Here is a 17,670-nt window from a genome sequence, read left to right as displayed (position 1 = left end):
AAGACCCCCATCCAGCAGCATCGGCCCGTTCGATGCGCTTGAAAACGTCATGGCGGGAGGCTGGGTCAAAGCAGGCTGCTCAGCTTGGTGGCCAGGTCCAGACCGAACACCGCCACGAGAAGAAGTCCTCCGGCGATGGCGATCATGGCGGCCGTGCGGCTGAGACCCGCATTCGCTCCATCGAGCACCTCCGGAACGACCCGTGCGAAATTCTCTTCCTGCCAGGGCGCCGTCACCTTGAATGTGGCGCCGTCGGCAAGGGTGAGCCTTTCGATCAGTTCGTCCCTGCCCTGATCTTCATCGAACATGGGCACGGCCGGAACCTGAGGATTCTTCTCTGGTAGCGGATTACAGGCAGCGGCCTGGTCCTGCTGAAACTGCCTGTAAGCGCGGGCCAATTCCGCGCGGGGAGGAGAGCCGGTGCGGCTTCGCACGCCTTCGATCCGCTGGTTGACCGCGCTTTCGGATATACCGAGTTCCCAGGCGATTTCCTTGCTGGTGCGGTTCTCCGCCACGAAAGCGAGAACTTCGTGCTGCTTGGAAGTCAGTGACGGAAAGACCGTCATGATACGTTGAATCTGCGTCATGTCGCCGCCAGCGTCCAGTCGCTCAAGGTCCATAAACGCTACCGAACCACCCTCGTTCCGCCGTGCCCCACCACGCCGTCCGTCCTGGAGGTTTATAGGTCGTCTGCAAACGCTCTATCAACCCATTGCAGGCGGCAATTTAACCACATCGGATCGATATCCGGCCGACGGAGAAAGAAGCGCAACGCTGGAATCGATTGTTGCCGCAATCGATTCAGCATCGCAATGCGACCTATCTACCAGACGATCCTTAACCAACCTTGCTCACCTTGCGATTCGGGGGCCACGATCCGTCGCGCAAGCGAAGATAGATCGAAAATGGATCAATGATCCGGTTCTTCGCCCGAAACGAAAACGCCGCGCAAAGGCGCGGCGTCACGTCCGGTTAAAGATGCAGACGTCGGCAAAGCGATCGATCGGCTTGCCGCCAGTCCGCTCGGCCCAGCGCGGACTACTCCTCGCCCATGCGCAGCGCGGCGATGAAGGCTTCCTGCGGAATCTGCACGTTGCCGTACTCGCGCATGCGCTTCTTGCCTTCCTTCTGCTTGTCGAGAAGCTTCTTCTTACGGCTGATGTCGCCGCCATAGCACTTGGCGGTAACGTCCTTGCGCATCGCGCTGATGGTCTCGCGCGCGATCACCTTGGCGCCGATCGCGGCCTGGATCGGCACCTTGAACATGTGCCGGGGGATCAGTTCCTTCAGACGCTCGACCAGCGCACGGCCACGCGGCTCCGCCTGGCTGCGATGAACCACCATCGACAGCGCATCGACCGGCTCGTTGTTCACGAGAATGTTCATCATCACGAGATCACCCTCCTGAAGCCCGATCTGCTCGTAGTCGAAGCTGGCGTAACCACGGCTGATCGACTTCAGGCGATCGTAGAAGTCGAACACCACTTCGTTGAGCGGCAGCTCGTAGGTAACCTGAGCGCGCCCGCCGACGTAAGTCAGTTCCTTCTGGATACCGCGGCGATCCTGGCAGAGCTTGAGGATCGAACCGAGATATTCGTCAGGCGTGTAGATCACCGCCTTGATCCACGGCTCTTCCATGAAGTCGATCTTCACCGGATCGGGCATGTCGGCCGGGTTGTGCAGTTCCTTCACGCTGCCGTCGGTCATCGTCAGGCGATAGACCACCGAAGGCGCGGTGGTGATGAGGTCGAGGTCGTACTCGCGGCTCAGGCGCTCCTGGATGATCTCCAGGTGCAGCAGGCCCAGGAAGCCGCAGCGGAAGCCAAAGCCCAGCGCCGCGCTCGATTCCATTTCGAAGCTGAACGAGGCATCGTTCAGGCGCAGCTTGCCGATCGATTCGCGCAGCTTCTCGAAGTCGTTGGCGTCGACCGGGAACAGGCCGCAGAACACCACCGACTGCACTTCCTTGTAGCCCGGCAGGGCCTGCGTCGCGCCGCCCTTCACCGTGGTGATGGTGTCGCCGACCTTGGCCTGTTCCACTTCCTTGATCTGCGCGGTGATGAAGCCGATTTCGCCCGGCCCGAGTTCGGGCAGGTCGATACGCTTTGGTGTGAAGCAGCCCACGCGGTCCACCAGGTGCTCGGTGCTGCCCTGCATGAACTTGACGTTGAGGCCCTTCTTGATGACGCCGTCGATCACGCGCACCAGGATGACGACGCCGAGATAGGGATCGTACCAGGAATCGACCAGCATCGCCTTGAGCGGCGCAGTGCGATCTCCCTTCGGCGCGGGGATCTTGGCGACGACGGCTTCGAGAATCTCGTCGATGCCGATGCCGGACTTGGCCGACGCCAGCACGGCCCCGGAAGCATCGATGCCGATGACTTCCTCGATCTCGTTACGCACCTTTTCGGGCTCGGCGGCGGGGAGGTCAATCTTGTTGATCACGGGCACGATCTCGTGGTCGTGCTCGATCGACTGGTAGACGTTGGCCAGCGTCTGCGCTTCCACGCCCTGCGCCGCGTCCACTACCAGCAGCGCGCCTTCGCAGGCGGCAAGGCTGCGGCTGACTTCGTAAGCGAAGTCGACGTGGCCCGGCGTGTCCATCAGGTTCAGCTCATAGGTGAGCCCGTCGGAGGCGGTGTAGTTCAGGCGCACGGTCTGCGCCTTGATGGTGATCCCGCGCTCCTTCTCGATATCCATGTTGTCGAGCACCTGCGCGCTCATCTCACGGTCGGAGAGGCCTCCGGTACGCTGGATGAGACGATCGGCGAGCGTCGACTTGCCGTGGTCGATATGGGCAATGATCGAGAAATTTCGGATCTGGGCGAGTTCGGTCATGGAAGCGCCGTTAGCAGCGCTTGAGGCGTTTGAAAATGCGTCTGTGAGCGCATTTTCAAGAGGCCTGTCAGCCCGCCTTGCGCATCAGCCCGGCATCGCCGCCATCCGGGCGCCCTTCGCCCCCCTTCGGCTCGGGCGCAAACAGCACCGCGCCGCTGGCATCCACTTCGAGCGGCCGGAGGAATTCCACGCCCATGCGATCCTCGCGGCACCAACGCGCCGTGGCCAAGACCACGTTGTCTCCCGCCAGATGAAGACCGAACTGCGTCTCCACCGGAACGTTCCAGAGGCCTTCCACCATGGCGCCCGTGCTGGAAATGTTCCGGATCGTGGCGTGATAGATATGGCCGCCATGCTCCAGGACGACCCGGCGCAGCATCGTCTGCCGGGGCGCTCGAGCCGACCGAGGGCCCGCAGCGACAGCCGTCAGGCCACCTTCGAGGCGAGCCATGACTTCGTCCGAGCTCAAGGACTTTTCATAGATGTAGCCCTGGACGTGGCTGCATCCAAGCTGGCGCACGAGGTCAAGCTCGTCGTGGGTTTCCACGCCTTCGGCCGTGGTTTCCATGCCCAGTGCTTCGGCAAGGCCAACAATGGAAGAGATGATCGCGCCATTGCGGCTGCCTTCCACGGTAGCCCCTCGCACGAAGCTCTGGTCTATCTTGATCTTGTCGAAAGGCGCCTTCTTCAGATAGCCCAGCGAGGAATAGCCGGTTCCGAAATCGTCGAGCGCCAGGCGTATGCCCACGTCCTTGAGCGCCGCGAACATCACTTCGGTGGACTTGTCCTCGCCCAGGAAGACGCTCTCGGTGATTTCCAGTTCGAGCCGCCCCGGATCGATGCCCGAATCGGCAATGGCTCCAGCCACGATCGAGGGAAGCTCGGGGTTGGCGAATTGCAGGGGCGAAACGTTCACCGCCACGCGCACGTTGTGCGGCCAGCCGGCAAGGTCACGGCACGCCTTGCGGAGCACCCATTCGCCGATCTCCGCCACGAGCCCGGTTTCTTCCGCCACGGGGACGAACCGGGCGGGCGAAAGATAGCCGTGCCGGGGATGCTTCCAGCGGAGCAGCGCCTCGAAGCCGGTGATCTTTTCGGTCGTCGTACGGACCTGCGGCTGGTAGTGCAGTTCCAGCGCGCCCGCGTCGATGGCGTCGCGCAGATCCTGCTCCAGCTGCTGGCGTTCGCGCGCGTCGGAGTGGAGATCGTCATCGTAGAAATGGTGGCGGCCCCGCCCCCCGTCTTTCGCCGCATAGAGCGCAAGGTCGGCGTTGCGGATCAGCGCTTCCACCGTGGTGCCGTCCTCGGGGCACATGGCGATGCCCACCGAAGCGCCGATGGTGACGCGCGTACCGTCGATGGAATAGGGCTGCGACAGGGCTTCGATCACGCGGCGCGCCAGGTGGCCGAGGCCCTCGTGCTGGTGGTAGCCCGGCAGGATCACCTGGAACTCGTCGCCACCCAGGCGCCCCACGCGGCCCATATTGGCCACGGTCACCCGCAGTCGCTCCGCCACCTGCTTGAGCAGGGCATCGCCCGCTGGGTGACCCATGGTGTCGTTGACCTGCTTGAAACGGTCGAGGTCCAGCAGGAACACGGCGCAGGCGCGGTTCTCGGTGCGCGGCGAGTTGATGACCTTTTCCAGCCATTCCGACATCTGGAAACGGTTGGCGAGCTTGGTCAGCGAATCGAAGCGCGCCAGCTGGGTGACATGCTGCTGCGATTTGCGCGTCTCGGTCAGGTCGATGCCGGATCCGCGAAAGCCCAGGAAATTGTGGAACTGGTCCAGCACCGGCCGACCGCTGATCGACCACCAGCGTTCGTCCTCCTCATGCGTGGCGGCGCGAACCGCGACATCCTGGAACGAGGAGCGGGTCGAAAGATGGAAGGCCAGCGTGCGTTCGCTGTCATGATCTTCCGCTCGAAGGTGGAACAGGCTGAGGAACGGCCTGCCGTAAAGCTCGGACTGCGCCGTATCGAGCAGCTCCGCGATGCGCGGCGAAACATAGGCCACCAGGCCGCGCCGATCGGTTTCCCAGAACCAGCCCTGCCCTGTTTCCTCATATTCGCGCAGCAGTTCCTCGGCGCGATGCCGTTCCCGCTCCTGCCCGGCACGACGCGTAGATTCCTCGCGGGCCATGCGCGCCTGCCGCATCGCCGCCACCAGCCCTATCCCTCCGCCGGCCGCGAGCAGGCCCAGCGTCGCCAACGAACCCGAATGGATCGAGGCCCCCGCCCACAGGCCTACCGTTGCGGCAACGATCGAGGTCACGCGGCGTTCGAGCAGCACCGTCGCCAACAGGACGAGCAGGCCATAGCCCTTGATCGTCAAGCGCCAGTCCAGCGCCGCGATCTCGCGTGTCCACTGCGTGGCGGCAACGCCGAACAGCAGCATCGGCAAGGCCACCGCCAGCAGCATCAGCGGGTATCGCTTCCAACTGCGGTGGTCGAGACGCGCCTCCAGCAGCGCCAGCGAAGGCGCTGCCAGACAGAGCAGCATGGCGGCGAAAGCCAGCGAGAGCGACAATGGCCCCGGCGCGCTGCGGGACGCCACGCCCAGCGCCACCATGATGCAGACCATGGCGGGCGCCATGAGTTCCCAGCGCCGGGCGATGAAGAAATGAAGCGGGTCACTGCTCGGCCCGCGCGGGCGCAGGAAGGCGAAGTTCGGAATGCCGGTGCGGATGGTGCTTTCGGCCTGATCGCCGGGCGCGCGGATTTCCATCGCGCTTTCGCACGACCGGACTTTCAGCGCCTTCAGCCCCTTGCTCGCCATCCCATCGGCTATTGCCCGCCGCCCATTGCAAAAGTGTTAAGTTCCGGCAACCAAACCCCAAATCGCCGGATATGTCATCCTATGCCCGCCCTGCCGGATTTCGCTTGCCGCGGATCACGAAGCATGTTTGCTTCAACCCTGGCGGGCGTGCTGATCCAGTCTCCGTCCGCTTGGGAGAAACATCCATGCGACATATCGCCATCGTCGGATCGGGACCGGCCGGATATTACACGGCCGAGGCAGCGCTCAAGCAATGGAAGGACGATGTCAGGGTCGATATCTTCGATTCCTCACCCGTCCCTTTCGGACTGATCCGCACGGGCGTGGCGCCCGATCACCAGAGCATCAAGAGCGTGGCGCGCCGATACGAAACGACGGCCCTCAGCGATAACGTCCACTTCGTGGGCAATGTCATGGTCGGCCAGGACATCTCGATCGACGAACTGCGCGGTCTCTACGATGCCGTGGTACTGGCGACGGGCGCGCCCAACGATCGCAGGCTCGGGCTTCCCGGTGAAGACCTGCCCAATGTCTACGGCAGCGCGGGTTTCGTCGGCTGGTACAACGGACACCCCCAGTTTGCGGAACTTCACCCCGATTTCAGCCATGACACGGCGGTGATCGTGGGTAACGGCAATGTCGCGCTGGATGTCGCGCGGATTCTCGCCAAGTCGGGAGAGGAATTCCAGGGCAGCGACATCGTTGCCCATGCGCTTGCGGCGCTGGACGCCTCCCGGATCCGGCGCATCGTCATTCTCGGACGGCGCGGGCCGCATCAGGTGACGATGACGCCGAAGGAACTGGGCGAGCTTGCCAAGCTGGCGCGGGCCTGTCCGCGCGTCGACGCCGCCGATCTCCCGCCACTGGCGCAGGACGCGGCGCTGGATGCCGGGATGCGCAAGACCATGGGCCACTTGCGCAGCTTCGCCATGGGCGAAACCGCGAACGACAACGCCGCCGAGGGTGGCCAGATCGTGTGTCCCGGCCGTGACATAGCGATCGAGTTCGATTTCTTCGCCGCGCCGCGCGCCATCCTCGGCACCGATCGCGTCGAAGGCGTGGAAGTCGAACGCACGAGGCTGGCGGAAGGCAAGGCGGTGGGCACGGGCGAAACCTATCGCATCCCCGCAGGGATCGTCATCGCCTGCATCGGCTACCAGACCTCTCGAATCCCGGACGTCCCCTATGACGAGCAGGGCGGACGTTTCGCCAATGTCGAAGGGCGCATCATGCCCGGCCTCTATTGCGTCGGCTGGGCGCGACGCGGCCCGACCGGCACGATCGGCACCAACCGGCCGGACGGTTTCGCGATCGTCGAGAAGATCGACGCCGATCTCGGGGCTGCTGGCGGAACGGGCAAACCGGGCCGCCCCGGCTTCGAAGCCCTTGCGGCGGAACGCGGGATCGACTTCGTGAAGTTCACCGAGTGGCAGAAGATCGACGAAGCCGAAGTCGCCAATGCCCGGCACGGCGCCCCGCGCGAGAAAATCGTCGAAGTGGACCGCATGATCGCCAAGGCGCACCCCTCCGTGCAGGAAAGCTAAGCACGTGATTGAAAAATGCCCGTAGGGCATTTCAGAGCGGCACCGGCCCGCGCCCCCACCCTACCACCCGCAGGATAATACCGTTGGGTGGTAGGGTGGGGGCGCGGGCCGGTGCCGCAAAAATTCGCGTTCCGCGAATTTTCAAACGGGCTCTGAGCCTCCAACGAAAAAGGCCGGGCATCAACCCGGCCTTTTCCTGTTCACTGGATCCTGCGATCAGACGCGCATCGGCATCAGCACGTAGAGCGCGGGGCTCTTTTCGTCCTGGCGGATCAGCGTCGGCGCGCCGGCGTCAGCCAGGTGGAGTTCCACCGTGTCACCGTCGATCTGGCCAAGGATGTCCTTGAGATAATTGGCGTTGAAGCCGATCTCGAAACCATCCGAAGAGTAGTCCGCCGGGACTTCTTCCGCCGCCGTGCCGTTGTCGGGCGAGGTCACCGAAAGCGTCACGCGGTCCTGCTCCAGCGCCATCTTCACCGCGCGGGTCTTCTCGGTGGCGATGGTCGCCACGCGGTCGACGCCTTCGAAGAAGCTCTTGGGATCGACCTTGAGCAGCTTGTCGTTGCCGGTGGGAATGACGCGCGTGTAATCGGGGAACGTGCCGTCGATCAGCTTGCTGGTCAGCACCACGCCGTGTTCGCCGCCCAGCGTGAAGCGGATCTTGCTGGCAGAAAGGTCGACCAGCACGTTGGTGTCGAGCGCCTCTTCCAGCAGCTTGCGCAGTTCGCCCACGCATTTGCGCGGCACGATCACGTCCGGCATGCCTTCCGCGCCGTCCGGACGGGCCAGGGTGAAGCGGGCAAGGCGGTGACCGTCGGTGGCGGCGGCCTTCAGTTCCTCGTCCGAGACGTGGAGGAAGATGCCGTTGAGGTAGTAGCGCGTTTCCTCGGTGGAGATCGCGAAACGGGTGCGGTCGATCAGCTGGCCCAGCGTGGCGGCCGGGATTTCGAAGCTGGTCGGCAGCTCGCCCTCGGCGATCATCGGGAAGTCGTCACGCGGCAGGGTGGGCAGCTGGAAGCGGCTGCGCCCGGCCTTGACGACCATGCGGTTGTCCGCAGCGTCGAGGCTGACCTGACTGCCATCGGGCAGCTTGCGCGCGATGTCGAACAGCAGGTGCGCGGAAACCGTGATCGCACCGGCCTGTTCGACCGAGACGGCGCCCAGGGTTTCGACGACCTGCAAGTCGAGGTCGGTCGCCATGATGCGCAACGATCCATTGCCCGACGCCTCGATCAATACGTTCGAGAGAATGGGAATGGTATTGCGCCGCTCGACTACGGACTGCACGTGCGACAGGCAGCGCAGGAGCGTGGAACGTTCGATTGTGGCCTTCATGGCAGCCTCAAGTCCCCCTTGGTCGGGCTAGGGATGTGCACATCCCGAATTTCAGGACGAATATCTCTAGCGAACGTTAGACAACCGGCAAGCGGCGATTGCCCGTTCAATGGTGTTTCTGGGGATAAATGAGGGGATTTCAGGCGTTTTTAATCCGATCCGAACGCATTTATGCAGCGGGTCAGGCAAAATGCTTCAAATGAGGTTGTCCCAAACATTTACCTTCAAGTCCCGGGAACCGCGCAAGGAGCCTATCGACCCAGGTTCCGCACATGCCCCTGCCCGTCCAGGACGAAGCGGGCGCTGCCATAAGCGGAGCGGGGCGCGAGGATGAAGGCCTCATAGACCACGTTGGGCGAAAGCTGCTTGGCCTGCACATGAGGCCGCTCCCGCCCGCTGCGCCTGTCGAGAACGGGCGCGCCCTTCAGCGGCTGACCGTAGACGAAGGGAAACTTGTTGTCGCAACCCTTCAGCCAGTAGGACCAGTAGGAACCCTGGGCGATCTGGCCAGGATCGTCGCCCGCCTCGGCCGTGGCCTGCGGGCCGGATGACGTTCGGACATCCACCATGCAGAAGCGGTCCGGCCGGGAGAACCAGGTTCCGGTAGGCACGAACGTCAGGCGCCCTTCGATCATTTCCGCATGGAAATCGAAGTCGGACGAGCACGACTCCAGCAACAGGGCCCCCAGTGACAGGGCAAGCAAGCCTGCCACAAGGGTTGCACCCGCTTTCATGACCTTAGATCATCACCATGCCGCCGTTGACGTGGATCGTCTGCCCGGTGACGTAGCCGGCTTCCTTCGAGGCCAGGAACACGGCGGCGGCGGCGATATCGTCGCCCTCGCCCATGCGGCCCATCGGGATGCGGCCGTTCAGCGCATCCTTCTGCGCATCAGGCAGCACATCCGTCATCGCCGTGCGGATGAAGCCCGGCGCGACGCAGTTGACGGTGACGTTGCGGCTGGCGAGTTCCTGCGCGAGGCTCTTCGACATGGCGGTGATGCCGCCCTTCGCCGCGCAGTAGTTCATCTGGCCGGGGTTGCCGGTGGTGCCGACCACCGAGGTGACGTTGATGATGCGGCCGAAGCGCGCCTTCATCATCGGCTTGGTCACGGCGCGCATCAGGCGGAAGGTCGATTCGAGGTTGATCCTGATGACCTGGTCCCACTCCTCGTCCTTCATGCGCATGGCAAGGTTATCGCGGGTGATGCCGGCGTTGTTGATGAGGATGTCGATCTTGCCGAGCGATTCGAGCGCGGCGGGAACCAGCTTCTCCACCTGCTCAGGATCGCCGAGGTTGCAGGCGATGGCGACGTGATCGACGTCCTGCACATGCTGCGGGGTGTGTTCGTCCAGCTCGTCGCGGAAGGCGCGCAGCTTTTCGGCGTTCGAGCCCGAGATGGCAAGGCGGGCGCCCTGCGCGGCCAGCGCGCGGGCGACGGCGGAACCGATACCGCCCGAGGCGCCGGTGACGAGGGCAGTCATTCCGTTGAGGTTGAACATCTTTTCAAATCTCCGTGACGCGCTCTCCCGAGGCGGGGAGCGCTGGCCCGCTGAACGGGCCTTTCTTCAAGCCTCCAGCGGTCCCGGGTCAAGCCCGGGACTACGCGGATCAAAGGGTTTTGGTCAGTTCCTCGATCTCGGCCATGGTCACGGCGGAGATCACCTCCACCTCGCCGGCCGAACGCTTGATCATCGGGCCGAGCACCTTGCCGCCGAGTTCGACGAAGGTCTCCACGCCCGCCTCGCGCATGGCGATCGCGCTTTCGCGCCAGCGGACGCGGCCGGTGACCTGCTCGACCAGCAGGCGCTGGACTTCGGCGGGATCGGTGACGACCGAGGCGGTGACATTGGCGAAGAGCGGCACGTGGAGGCTTCCCGGAGGAGTCTTGCCCAGGGCTTCGGCCATGGCGTCGGCGGCGGGCTGCATCAACGGGCAGTGGAACGGCGCCGAGACCGGCAGCAGGACGCCGCGCTTGATCCCGAAGTCCTTCACCAGCGCCACAGCGCGCTCGATGGCCTCGCGATGGCCGGAAATCACGACCTGGCTGGGATCGTTGTCGTTGGCGACGGTGCAAACCTGGCCTTCGGCGGCGGCAGCGGCGAGTTCAGTCGCCTTCTCGATATCCGCGCCGAGCAGCGCGGCCATCGCACCGAGGCCGACCGGAACGGCGGCCTGCATCGACTGTCCGCGCAGCTTCAGCAGGCGCGCGGTGTCGGCAAGGCTGAAGGCACCGGCGGCGCAGAGCGCGGTGTATTCGCCGAGCGAGTGGCCCGCGACGAAGTCCGCCTTATCGGCCAGCGTAATGCCGCCTTCCTTCTCCAGCACGCGCAGTACGGCGATGGCATTGGCCATGATCGCCGGCTGGGCGTTCTCGGTCAGGGTCAGCTCATCTTCGGGGCCTTGCGTCATGACGCGGAACAGGTTCTGGCCGAGAGCCTCGTCCACTTCCTGGAAGACTTCACGCGCGACGGCGCTGGCTTCGGCGAGTTCGGCGCCCATGCCGACTTTCTGGCTGCCCTGACCGGGGAAAACGAATGCACGCATCTTGGCGGCTCCTTCTGTCCGGCGGGCCCTACGGATTAGCCCTGCCGTTTTTTAAAATTCTTGTGTGGCGCGGCGCGTTATTGACCTTGGGGCCGCTCTGCAAGCCCGAAGGGCACGATACGGTTCGCCGCATCGTGGCCGATATCCGCGCGGCCAAGGTAGGGGATCGAATGGTGCGTGCACCAGTGACGCGCGATCTCCTCGGCCTCGACGCCGAACGGACGGTCGTTTTCAGGCACGTCGCTGACCCGGCCAAGCCGCAATCCCGCCACCCCGCCGAGATGCGCGGTGAGGTGGAAGAACAGCCGGTCCACCGCGTAGAGATACTCCGAAACTTCCTCCACCAGCACGACATGCTTGGCCAGTCCCGGCATCAGCGGTGTGCCGCAGAGCATCGCCAAGGTCATAAGGTTGAAGGCGACGCGTGGATGGCCGTCTCCGCTCGGCTCCACGTCCGAAGCGTCGCCGGTCAGCCACCGCAAGGCACGACGCACCGCCTCCGCGCCGAAATCGCGCCGGATATCGGCCAACATCGGGCCATGCACGGGCTTGCCAATCCGCGCCCGGTAGAGACCGCCGAGCAGATAGCCCGCATCGGAATAGCCGAGGAAGGTCTTGGCCTGCGCGTCGTGCGTGAACCTGGCGATGGCCGCTTCCGCAACCCGGCAGGCACCATAGCCGCCCCGCGCGAACCACACCGCGTCCACCGAGGAATCGTTGGCGCACTCGACCAGCGCCGCGATCCGCCGCGCGTCGCTTCCCGCGAAGTGGCCTTCCACCTCGAAGCACTGCTTGTGAATCAATAGCTCCACCTCCGGGAACTCGGCAGAGGCCAGGGCGACGACTGCCTCCGCATCTTCGCGAGTGATCGGGGTGGACGGTGCACAAACTGCGATACGGGTCATCGCTCCTTCCTATCGAGGTTGTCAGGACGAACAAGGCCGCATACCGAAGCGTCATGACTTCCGCGCATAACGATCTCACTTCACATCCCTGGTTCTTCTGCGGCATCGGCGGATCGGGCATGTTGCCGCTCGCGCTGATCCTGAAGGGGCACGGTGCGCAAGTGGCCGGCTCCGACCGCAGCCGCGACCAGGGCCGCACGCCCGAGAAGTTCGCCTGGCTGGAAAGCCTCGGTTTCGAGCTGCATCCGCAGGACGGCAGCGGCGTCACCGGGCCGGAGCAGACGCTGGTCGCCTCGGCAGCGGTGGAAGATACCGTGCCGGAAGTAGTTCGTGCCAAGGCGTTCGGCTGCCCGCGCATGAGCCGCGCCGAGCTTCTGGCGACCCTGTTCAACGCCGCGCCTTTCGGCATTGCCATCGGCGGCACCTCCGGCAAGTCCACCGTCACCGGCATGACCGGCTGGATCATGACGCACGCGGGCTGCGATCCCACGATCATGAACGGCGCGGTGATGAAGAACTTCGCCTCTCCCGACGCGCCCTTCGCCAGCGCGCGCGTGGGCGCTGGTCCAAATGGGGGCGACGCCTTCGTGTCGGAAGTGGACGAGAGCGACGGCTCCATCGCGCTCTATCGTCCGAAGGTAGCGGTGCTGGGCAATGTCAGCCTCGATCACAAGAGCCTGGAAGAACTGCGCCAGCTTTTCGGAGACTTCCTCGGCCGAGCGGACGTCTCCGCGATCAATCTGGACGATGCGGAGACGGCTGCCCTCGCCCCGCATGCCAAGGCGCTGGTGACCTTCGGCATCACCTCGGAAAACGCGCAAATCGGTGCGATCGACGTGGTCGAAGGGCCGACTTCGCTGACCGCCACCCTGCTCGATCGCCGCGATGGCAGTTCCCATGCGCTCCGTCTGAAAGTGCCGGGACGCCACAACCTCTACAATGCGCTGGCCGCCATCGCCGCCGCCAATGCCGCCGGGGTTCCGGTGGCCGAGGCGGTCGAGGCACTGGCCAGCTTCGTCGGCCTGGCGCGCCGGTTCGATATCGTCGGCACCTCGCCCTCCGGCGTGACGGTGATCGACGACTTCGGCCACAATCCGGACAAGGTCTCCGCCACGCTGGCGACGCTGAAGGCGCATCCGGGCCGCGTGATCGCGTTCTTCCAGCCGCACGGCTACGGCCCGCTCAAGCAGATGGGCCATGAACTGGCGGAAGTGCTCGCCACGAAGCTGGGGCCTGACGATGTGACGATCCTGTGCGATCCGGTCTACTTCGGCGGCACCGTGGACCGCTCCGAGGGCAGCGAGCGGATCGTTCGCCTGATCGAGGCGGACGGCGGAGCCAATGGACCTGGGGCCGAATATGTCCCCTCCCGTGAGGATTGCGCCAGCCGCATCGTCGAGATCGCGCGGCCCGGCGACCGCGTGGTGGTGATGGGCGCACGCGACGATACCCTGACGGTGTTCGCGAAGGACTTGCTGGCGAGGCTGTAGCATCGTCGTCCCGGACTTGATCCGGGACCGCTGTCAGAGTCGAGCAAGCTCTCGGCGTGGCCCCGCCCAGACGCGAGGTTGCGCCTAAAGAATTGCCAGCGGTCCCGGATCAAGTCCGGGACGACGGCTGTTCTGAATCAATGCGCCGTGCCGCGCGCCTTGGCGATCAGATGCACGACCACTGCGATCACCGCGCCCAGCACCAGCCCGACCACGGCCGAGGCCACGGCGTAGCCCAGCCAGCCGAGCACGCCGCCGAGCGGCCCGCCCAGCACGGCCAGCCAGTGCTGGAAATCATGCGCCAGATGGGCCGGAGCGGGAACGCCCAGTTCCTCCAGGCCGTGGAGGATGATCCCGCCGCCGACCCAGAGCATCGCCAGCGTGCCGACCGAGGCCAGCACCGTCAGCACGTTGGGCATGCCGTTGACCAGCATGCGCCCGAAAGCCTGAGTGCCCTGACCTTGCTTCTTGGCGAGATGCAGCCCGATGTCGTCCATCTTCACGATCAGCGCGACCGCGCCGTAGACGCCTGCGGTGATGATCACGCCGACCAGCGCCAGCGCCACGGCGCGCGATACAAGCGAACTATCGGCCACTTCCGCCAAAGCGATGGCCATGATCTCGGCCGAGAGGATGAGGTCGGTGCGGATCGCGCCGGACACCCTGCCCTGCTCGAACGCGGCAACGTCCTGCACGGGTTCTTCCAGTGTCTCGCCATGATGCGCGCCGCCGAGCTTCTCGATCACCTTCTCCGCGCCTTCGAACGCCAGATAGGCGCCGCCCAGCATCAGGATCGGCGTGATCGCCCAGGGCAGGAATGCGCTCAGCAGCAGGGCGATCGGCAGCAGGATGACCAGCTTGTTGAACAGGCTGCCCTTGGCGATCTTCCAGATGATCGGCAGTTCGCGTTCCGGCGTGAAATCGGTGACATAGCCCGGCGTCACCGCCGCATCGTCGATCACGACGCCGGCGGCCTTGCTGCCGGCCTTGGCCACGCCCAGCCCCACGTCGTCCAGCGAGGCGGCTGCGGCGCGGGCGATCACCGCGACGTCATCGAGAAGAGCAACGAGGCCGGAAGCCATCTGAAAGAATATCCCACACAGTTGAAAATGCGAAGCGCAGCCATGCGGGGGAAAGTTCCGCCGATCAAGCGAAAGCGGACAAAGTCGTGCGGGCGAAAGGACTTGCGAGCGATCCCGACATTCTTCGCGACATTCCTTGAGGTCGGGCCCTTAACGGACCGCCGCCCCATCCGTTCTCAGCATCGTCCGGAAGAGAGCTTCCGAAACGAACCAAGACCCTGACAACGCAGACTTCTTCCAACACTGGGGATAGCAATGACCGTCATCAACACCAATATCAGCGCCGTCCGTGCCTCGAATGCCTCGAACGCCGCCAACAAGCTGCTCGGCACCGCCATGGAGCGTCTGTCGACCGGCAAGCGCATCAACTCCGCCAAGGACGATGCCGCCGGCCTCGCCATCTCCACCTCGATGACGGCGCAGGTCCGCGGCATGAGCCAGGGCATCCGCAACGCCAACGACGGCATCTCGCTGGCCCAGACCGCCGACGGCGCCCTTTCGGAAGTGTCGAACATGCTCCAGCGGGTGCGCGAACTGGCGATCCAGTCGTCGTCCGGTACCTACCAGGACAGCGACCGCGATGCCATGCAGCAGGAAGTCACCGCCCTCACCGACCAGATCGACGACATCCTCACGCAGACCACCTTCAACGGCAACAACCTGTTCGCCACCACCGGCAGCGACGTGACGTTCGACATCCAGACCGGCGCGAACTCCGGCGAAACGGTGACCCTGACGTCGAGCGTGATCGACGGCAGCAACCTCAACGCCTCGGCGCTCGACGTTTCGACCAGCAGCGCCGCCTCGGACACGCTCGACTTCATCGACGATGCCCTGGAAGACGTGAACCAGACGCGCGCCTCGCTGGGCGCCGGCCAGAACCGCCTCGAATCGGCGATCAACAACCTGACGAACAACGTCACCAACCTGTCCGACGCCAAATCGCGGATCGAGGATGCCGACTATTCGGCCGAAACGACCCAGATGGCCAAGGCGCAGATCCTCAGCCAGGCCTCCACGGCCATGCTCGCCCAGGCCAACCAGGCCCAACAGAACGTCCTCAGCCTGCTGCGCTGACGGCTCCGGACCCCGGCAGGGTCGCAAGCGAAGAGACGGCGGGCCGCAAGGTCCGCCGTTTCCCGTTGGTCGGACCTTGTCGGCTCGCTCTTTTCATCCGCCGCTCTTGCGCTTCGTGCACGATTTCGTATGTCCCGAGTTCAGCGTATCTCGGGGGAAATCCGCGTGAAAATCCGTTTCGTCATGATCGCCGCCCTGGCGACAGTACCCGGCCATGCCTTCGCCGGGGAAACCATTCTCTATCAACCGACGCCGTCCTGGGTGAAGCTTGCCGCAATTCCGGCCTCGGGTGCGGCTTCAGGGGCGGGCGATGCCCCCTCCCTGCTCGTCTACGACACCCAGCAGCGCGTGGAGAACGGCCAGCTCTGGCAATATTCCGACACCGCCGCCAAGATCGCCTCGCCAGAAATGCTGGCGCAGTTCTCGACCGTCGGAGCGCAATGGTCCCCCGACAAGGGCGACCTGATCGTCCATGAAATGGCGATCATCCGCAATGGCGAGACTATCGACCTCCTCGCCAAGGGCATGAAGCTGGATGTCCTGCGCCGCGAGGAACTGCTGGAGCAGCGCCAGCTTACCGGGATGCTCAGCGCCACCGGCGCGATCGAGGGCCTGCGCGTGGGCGACGTGTTCCGCATGCGCTATTCGGTCACCATGCGCGATGCCGTGCTGAACGGACGGGTGCAGTCGATCTCCGGCCTTCCGGCCCGCCCGCTACGCCTCGGCGCCGGGCATCTCCGCGCGATCTGGCCGGCCTCGGAGAAGGCCAAATGGCAGTTCCTTGCCTCCGGCATTACCGCCGCGCCGGTCCGCCGGGGTGACACGATGGAGCTGGACCTTGTCCTTCCCGTGCCGAAGCAGCCCGAAATGCCGGGCGATGCCCCGGCGCGCTATGCCTCGCTTGGCCTGTTCGAGCTTTCGACGTTCGCCGACTGGCCCGACGTTTCGCGCACGTTCTTTCCGCTCTATCGCCCCAAGGGCCTGATCGCGGACGGTACACCGCTGGCGGCGGAGGCGGACAAGATCGCGGCAGCCTCTTCCGATCCGCTCGCCCGCACGCAGGCCGCGCTGCAACTCACGCAGGACCAGGTGCGCTATCTGGCGCTCAACATGAACGCGGGCAATTATACGCCGCAGAGCCCGGAAGAGACCTGGAAGCTGCGCTACGGCGACTGCAAGGCCAAGACCCTGCTGCTGCTGGCCCTGCTGGATCGCCTGGGCATCGAGGCCGAGCCCGTGCTCGCCAGCGCCCGCGGCGGCGGGCATGCCCTGCTCAAGCATCTGCCCAGCGCCGCCGTGTTCGATCATGTCTTGGTGCGCGCAAGGCTGGACGGACCTAAGCTGGACGGACAAAGCCTCTGGCTGGACGGCACCGGCATCGGCAGCCGCCTGGAGGACATCCACGACACGCCGGACCTCGGCTACGTGCTGCCCCTGCGCGCGGATGGCGCCGAGCCCGAACGGATCGTCACCCATGCCAATGCGCGCCCTTCGGTGGACCTCGCGATCACTTATGACGAGAGCACCAGCATAGACCTGCCGCCCGCGCTCGACGCGAAGCTTACCCTGCGCGGCCCGCAGGCGCTGTCGCTGGGCCTGGCCGCCAATGCTCTCGATCCGGAGCAGCGCGACGAACTGGTGCGCCAGCAATTGACCCAGGCCGTCGGCGAAGGCCTGTTCACCGACCTCTCGCTGGAAACCTCCACCGCCACCGCCACCACCGTGCTGAAGGGGCGCGGCATCGTCACCGGTGCCTGGAAGTCGAACGACCGCCAGACCGTCCGGCGGTTCAACGGCCTGCTGAGCCAGTTCAGTTTCGCGCCGGACCGTGCCCGCGCGGAATGGCGAGACATTCCCGTCGCCACCATGTCGCCATTCGCGATCGCCTATCACGTCACGGTCCGTCTTCCGGACCAGGGCAAGGGCTATGTCCTGGAAGGCGTCCCGGAGATCGACACCACCCTGGGCGGCACCCGCTTCGTCGGCCGAGCCCGGCTGGACGGCGGCACCTTCGTCTATGAAGAGCGGAGCGACAGCACCGGCGCCGAGGTCGCGCCGGCGCAAGTCGCTGC

At 64.9% G+C, this 17,670-nt stretch carries 13 protein-coding genes; 4 read left to right on the top strand and 9 right to left on the bottom strand.

What is annotated here, in order from left to right:
* Positions 1 to 65: 65 nt before the first annotated feature.
* The 3 genes from ACI3K3_RS16725 to ACI3K3_RS16715 all read right to left on the bottom strand — a co-directional run bounded on the left by ACI3K3_RS16725 (position 66) and on the right by ACI3K3_RS16715 (position 5,617).
* Positions 66 to 587: a helix-turn-helix transcriptional regulator gene (locus ACI3K3_RS16725; protein ID WP_404915655.1), complete on the bottom strand. Its 522-nt coding sequence runs from the start codon at positions 585 to 587 to the stop codon at positions 66 to 68.
* 451 nt (positions 588 to 1,038) lie between these two features.
* Positions 1,039 to 2,841 (bottom strand): translation elongation factor 4, encoded by a 1,803-nt coding sequence (lepA, locus tag ACI3K3_RS16720; protein ID WP_404915653.1) that lies wholly within the window; start codon positions 2,839 to 2,841, stop codon positions 1,039 to 1,041.
* A gap of 67 nt (positions 2,842 to 2,908) precedes the next feature.
* Complete coding sequence (locus tag ACI3K3_RS16715) at positions 2,909 to 5,617, bottom strand: EAL domain-containing protein (protein ID WP_404915651.1); 2,709 nt, start codon at positions 5,615 to 5,617, stop codon at positions 2,909 to 2,911.
* Positions 5,618 to 5,802: 185 nt separating this feature from the next.
* Between ACI3K3_RS16715 and ACI3K3_RS16710 the strand changes: the two genes are divergently transcribed.
* Positions 5,803 to 7,161, top strand: coding sequence for an FAD-dependent oxidoreductase (locus tag ACI3K3_RS16710; protein WP_404915649.1), 1,359 nt, complete (start codon positions 5,803 to 5,805; stop codon positions 7,159 to 7,161).
* A 216-nt stretch (positions 7,162 to 7,377) separates the two neighbouring features.
* Here ACI3K3_RS16710 and dnaN read toward each other — a convergent pair whose 3' ends face one another.
* The 5 genes from dnaN to ACI3K3_RS16685 all read right to left on the bottom strand — a co-directional run bounded on the left by dnaN (position 7,378) and on the right by ACI3K3_RS16685 (position 11,949).
* On the bottom strand, positions 7,378 to 8,496 hold the full coding sequence (dnaN, locus tag ACI3K3_RS16705; protein ID WP_404915647.1) for a DNA polymerase III subunit beta: 1,119 nt from the start codon (positions 8,494 to 8,496) through the stop codon (positions 7,378 to 7,380).
* Positions 8,497 to 8,747: 251 nt separating this feature from the next.
* A complete protein-coding gene (locus ACI3K3_RS16700) occupies positions 8,748 to 9,230 on the bottom strand; it encodes a hypothetical protein (protein WP_404915645.1) in 483 nt (160 codons plus the stop codon).
* A gap of 4 nt (positions 9,231 to 9,234) precedes the next feature.
* Positions 9,235 to 9,999 (bottom strand): 3-oxoacyl-[acyl-carrier-protein] reductase, encoded by a 765-nt coding sequence (gene fabG, locus ACI3K3_RS16695; protein WP_313440821.1) that lies wholly within the window; start codon positions 9,997 to 9,999, stop codon positions 9,235 to 9,237.
* Positions 10,000 to 10,108: 109 nt separating this feature from the next.
* On the bottom strand, positions 10,109 to 11,044 hold the full coding sequence (fabD, locus tag ACI3K3_RS16690) for an ACP S-malonyltransferase (RefSeq protein WP_404915643.1): 936 nt from the start codon (positions 11,042 to 11,044) through the stop codon (positions 10,109 to 10,111).
* A 77-nt stretch (positions 11,045 to 11,121) separates the two neighbouring features.
* Entirely contained in the window at positions 11,122 to 11,949 is an 828-nt protein-coding gene (locus tag ACI3K3_RS16685; protein ID WP_404915641.1) for an LD-carboxypeptidase, read from the bottom strand.
* A gap of 53 nt (positions 11,950 to 12,002) precedes the next feature.
* On the opposite strand from ACI3K3_RS16685, the gene ACI3K3_RS16680 reads away from it, so the two are divergent.
* Entirely contained in the window at positions 12,003 to 13,439 is a 1,437-nt protein-coding gene (locus ACI3K3_RS16680; protein ID WP_404915639.1) for a glutamate ligase domain-containing protein, read from the top strand.
* Positions 13,440 to 13,576: 137 nt separating this feature from the next.
* Here the strand turns inward: ACI3K3_RS16680 and ACI3K3_RS16675 are convergent, their stop codons facing one another.
* A complete protein-coding gene (locus ACI3K3_RS16675) occupies positions 13,577 to 14,521 on the bottom strand; it encodes a DUF808 domain-containing protein (RefSeq protein WP_404915637.1) in 945 nt (314 codons plus the stop codon).
* Between the two features lie 255 nt (positions 14,522 to 14,776).
* Here ACI3K3_RS16675 and ACI3K3_RS16670 point away from each other — a divergent pair, with 255 nt between their 5' ends.
* Positions 14,777 to 15,598: a flagellin gene (locus tag ACI3K3_RS16670; protein WP_404915635.1), complete on the top strand. Its 822-nt coding sequence runs from the start codon at positions 14,777 to 14,779 to the stop codon at positions 15,596 to 15,598.
* A 165-nt stretch (positions 15,599 to 15,763) separates the two neighbouring features.
* On the top strand, positions 15,764 to 17,670 hold a 1,907-nt coding region (locus ACI3K3_RS16665; RefSeq protein WP_404915633.1), incomplete at its 3' end, for a DUF3857 domain-containing protein.

It is taken from the genome of Novosphingobium sp. ZW T3_23, assembly GCF_044987305.1.
Lineage (GTDB): Bacteria > Pseudomonadota > Alphaproteobacteria > Sphingomonadales > Sphingomonadaceae > Novosphingobium.
This window is presented reverse-complemented; position numbering and strand designations above follow the sequence as displayed.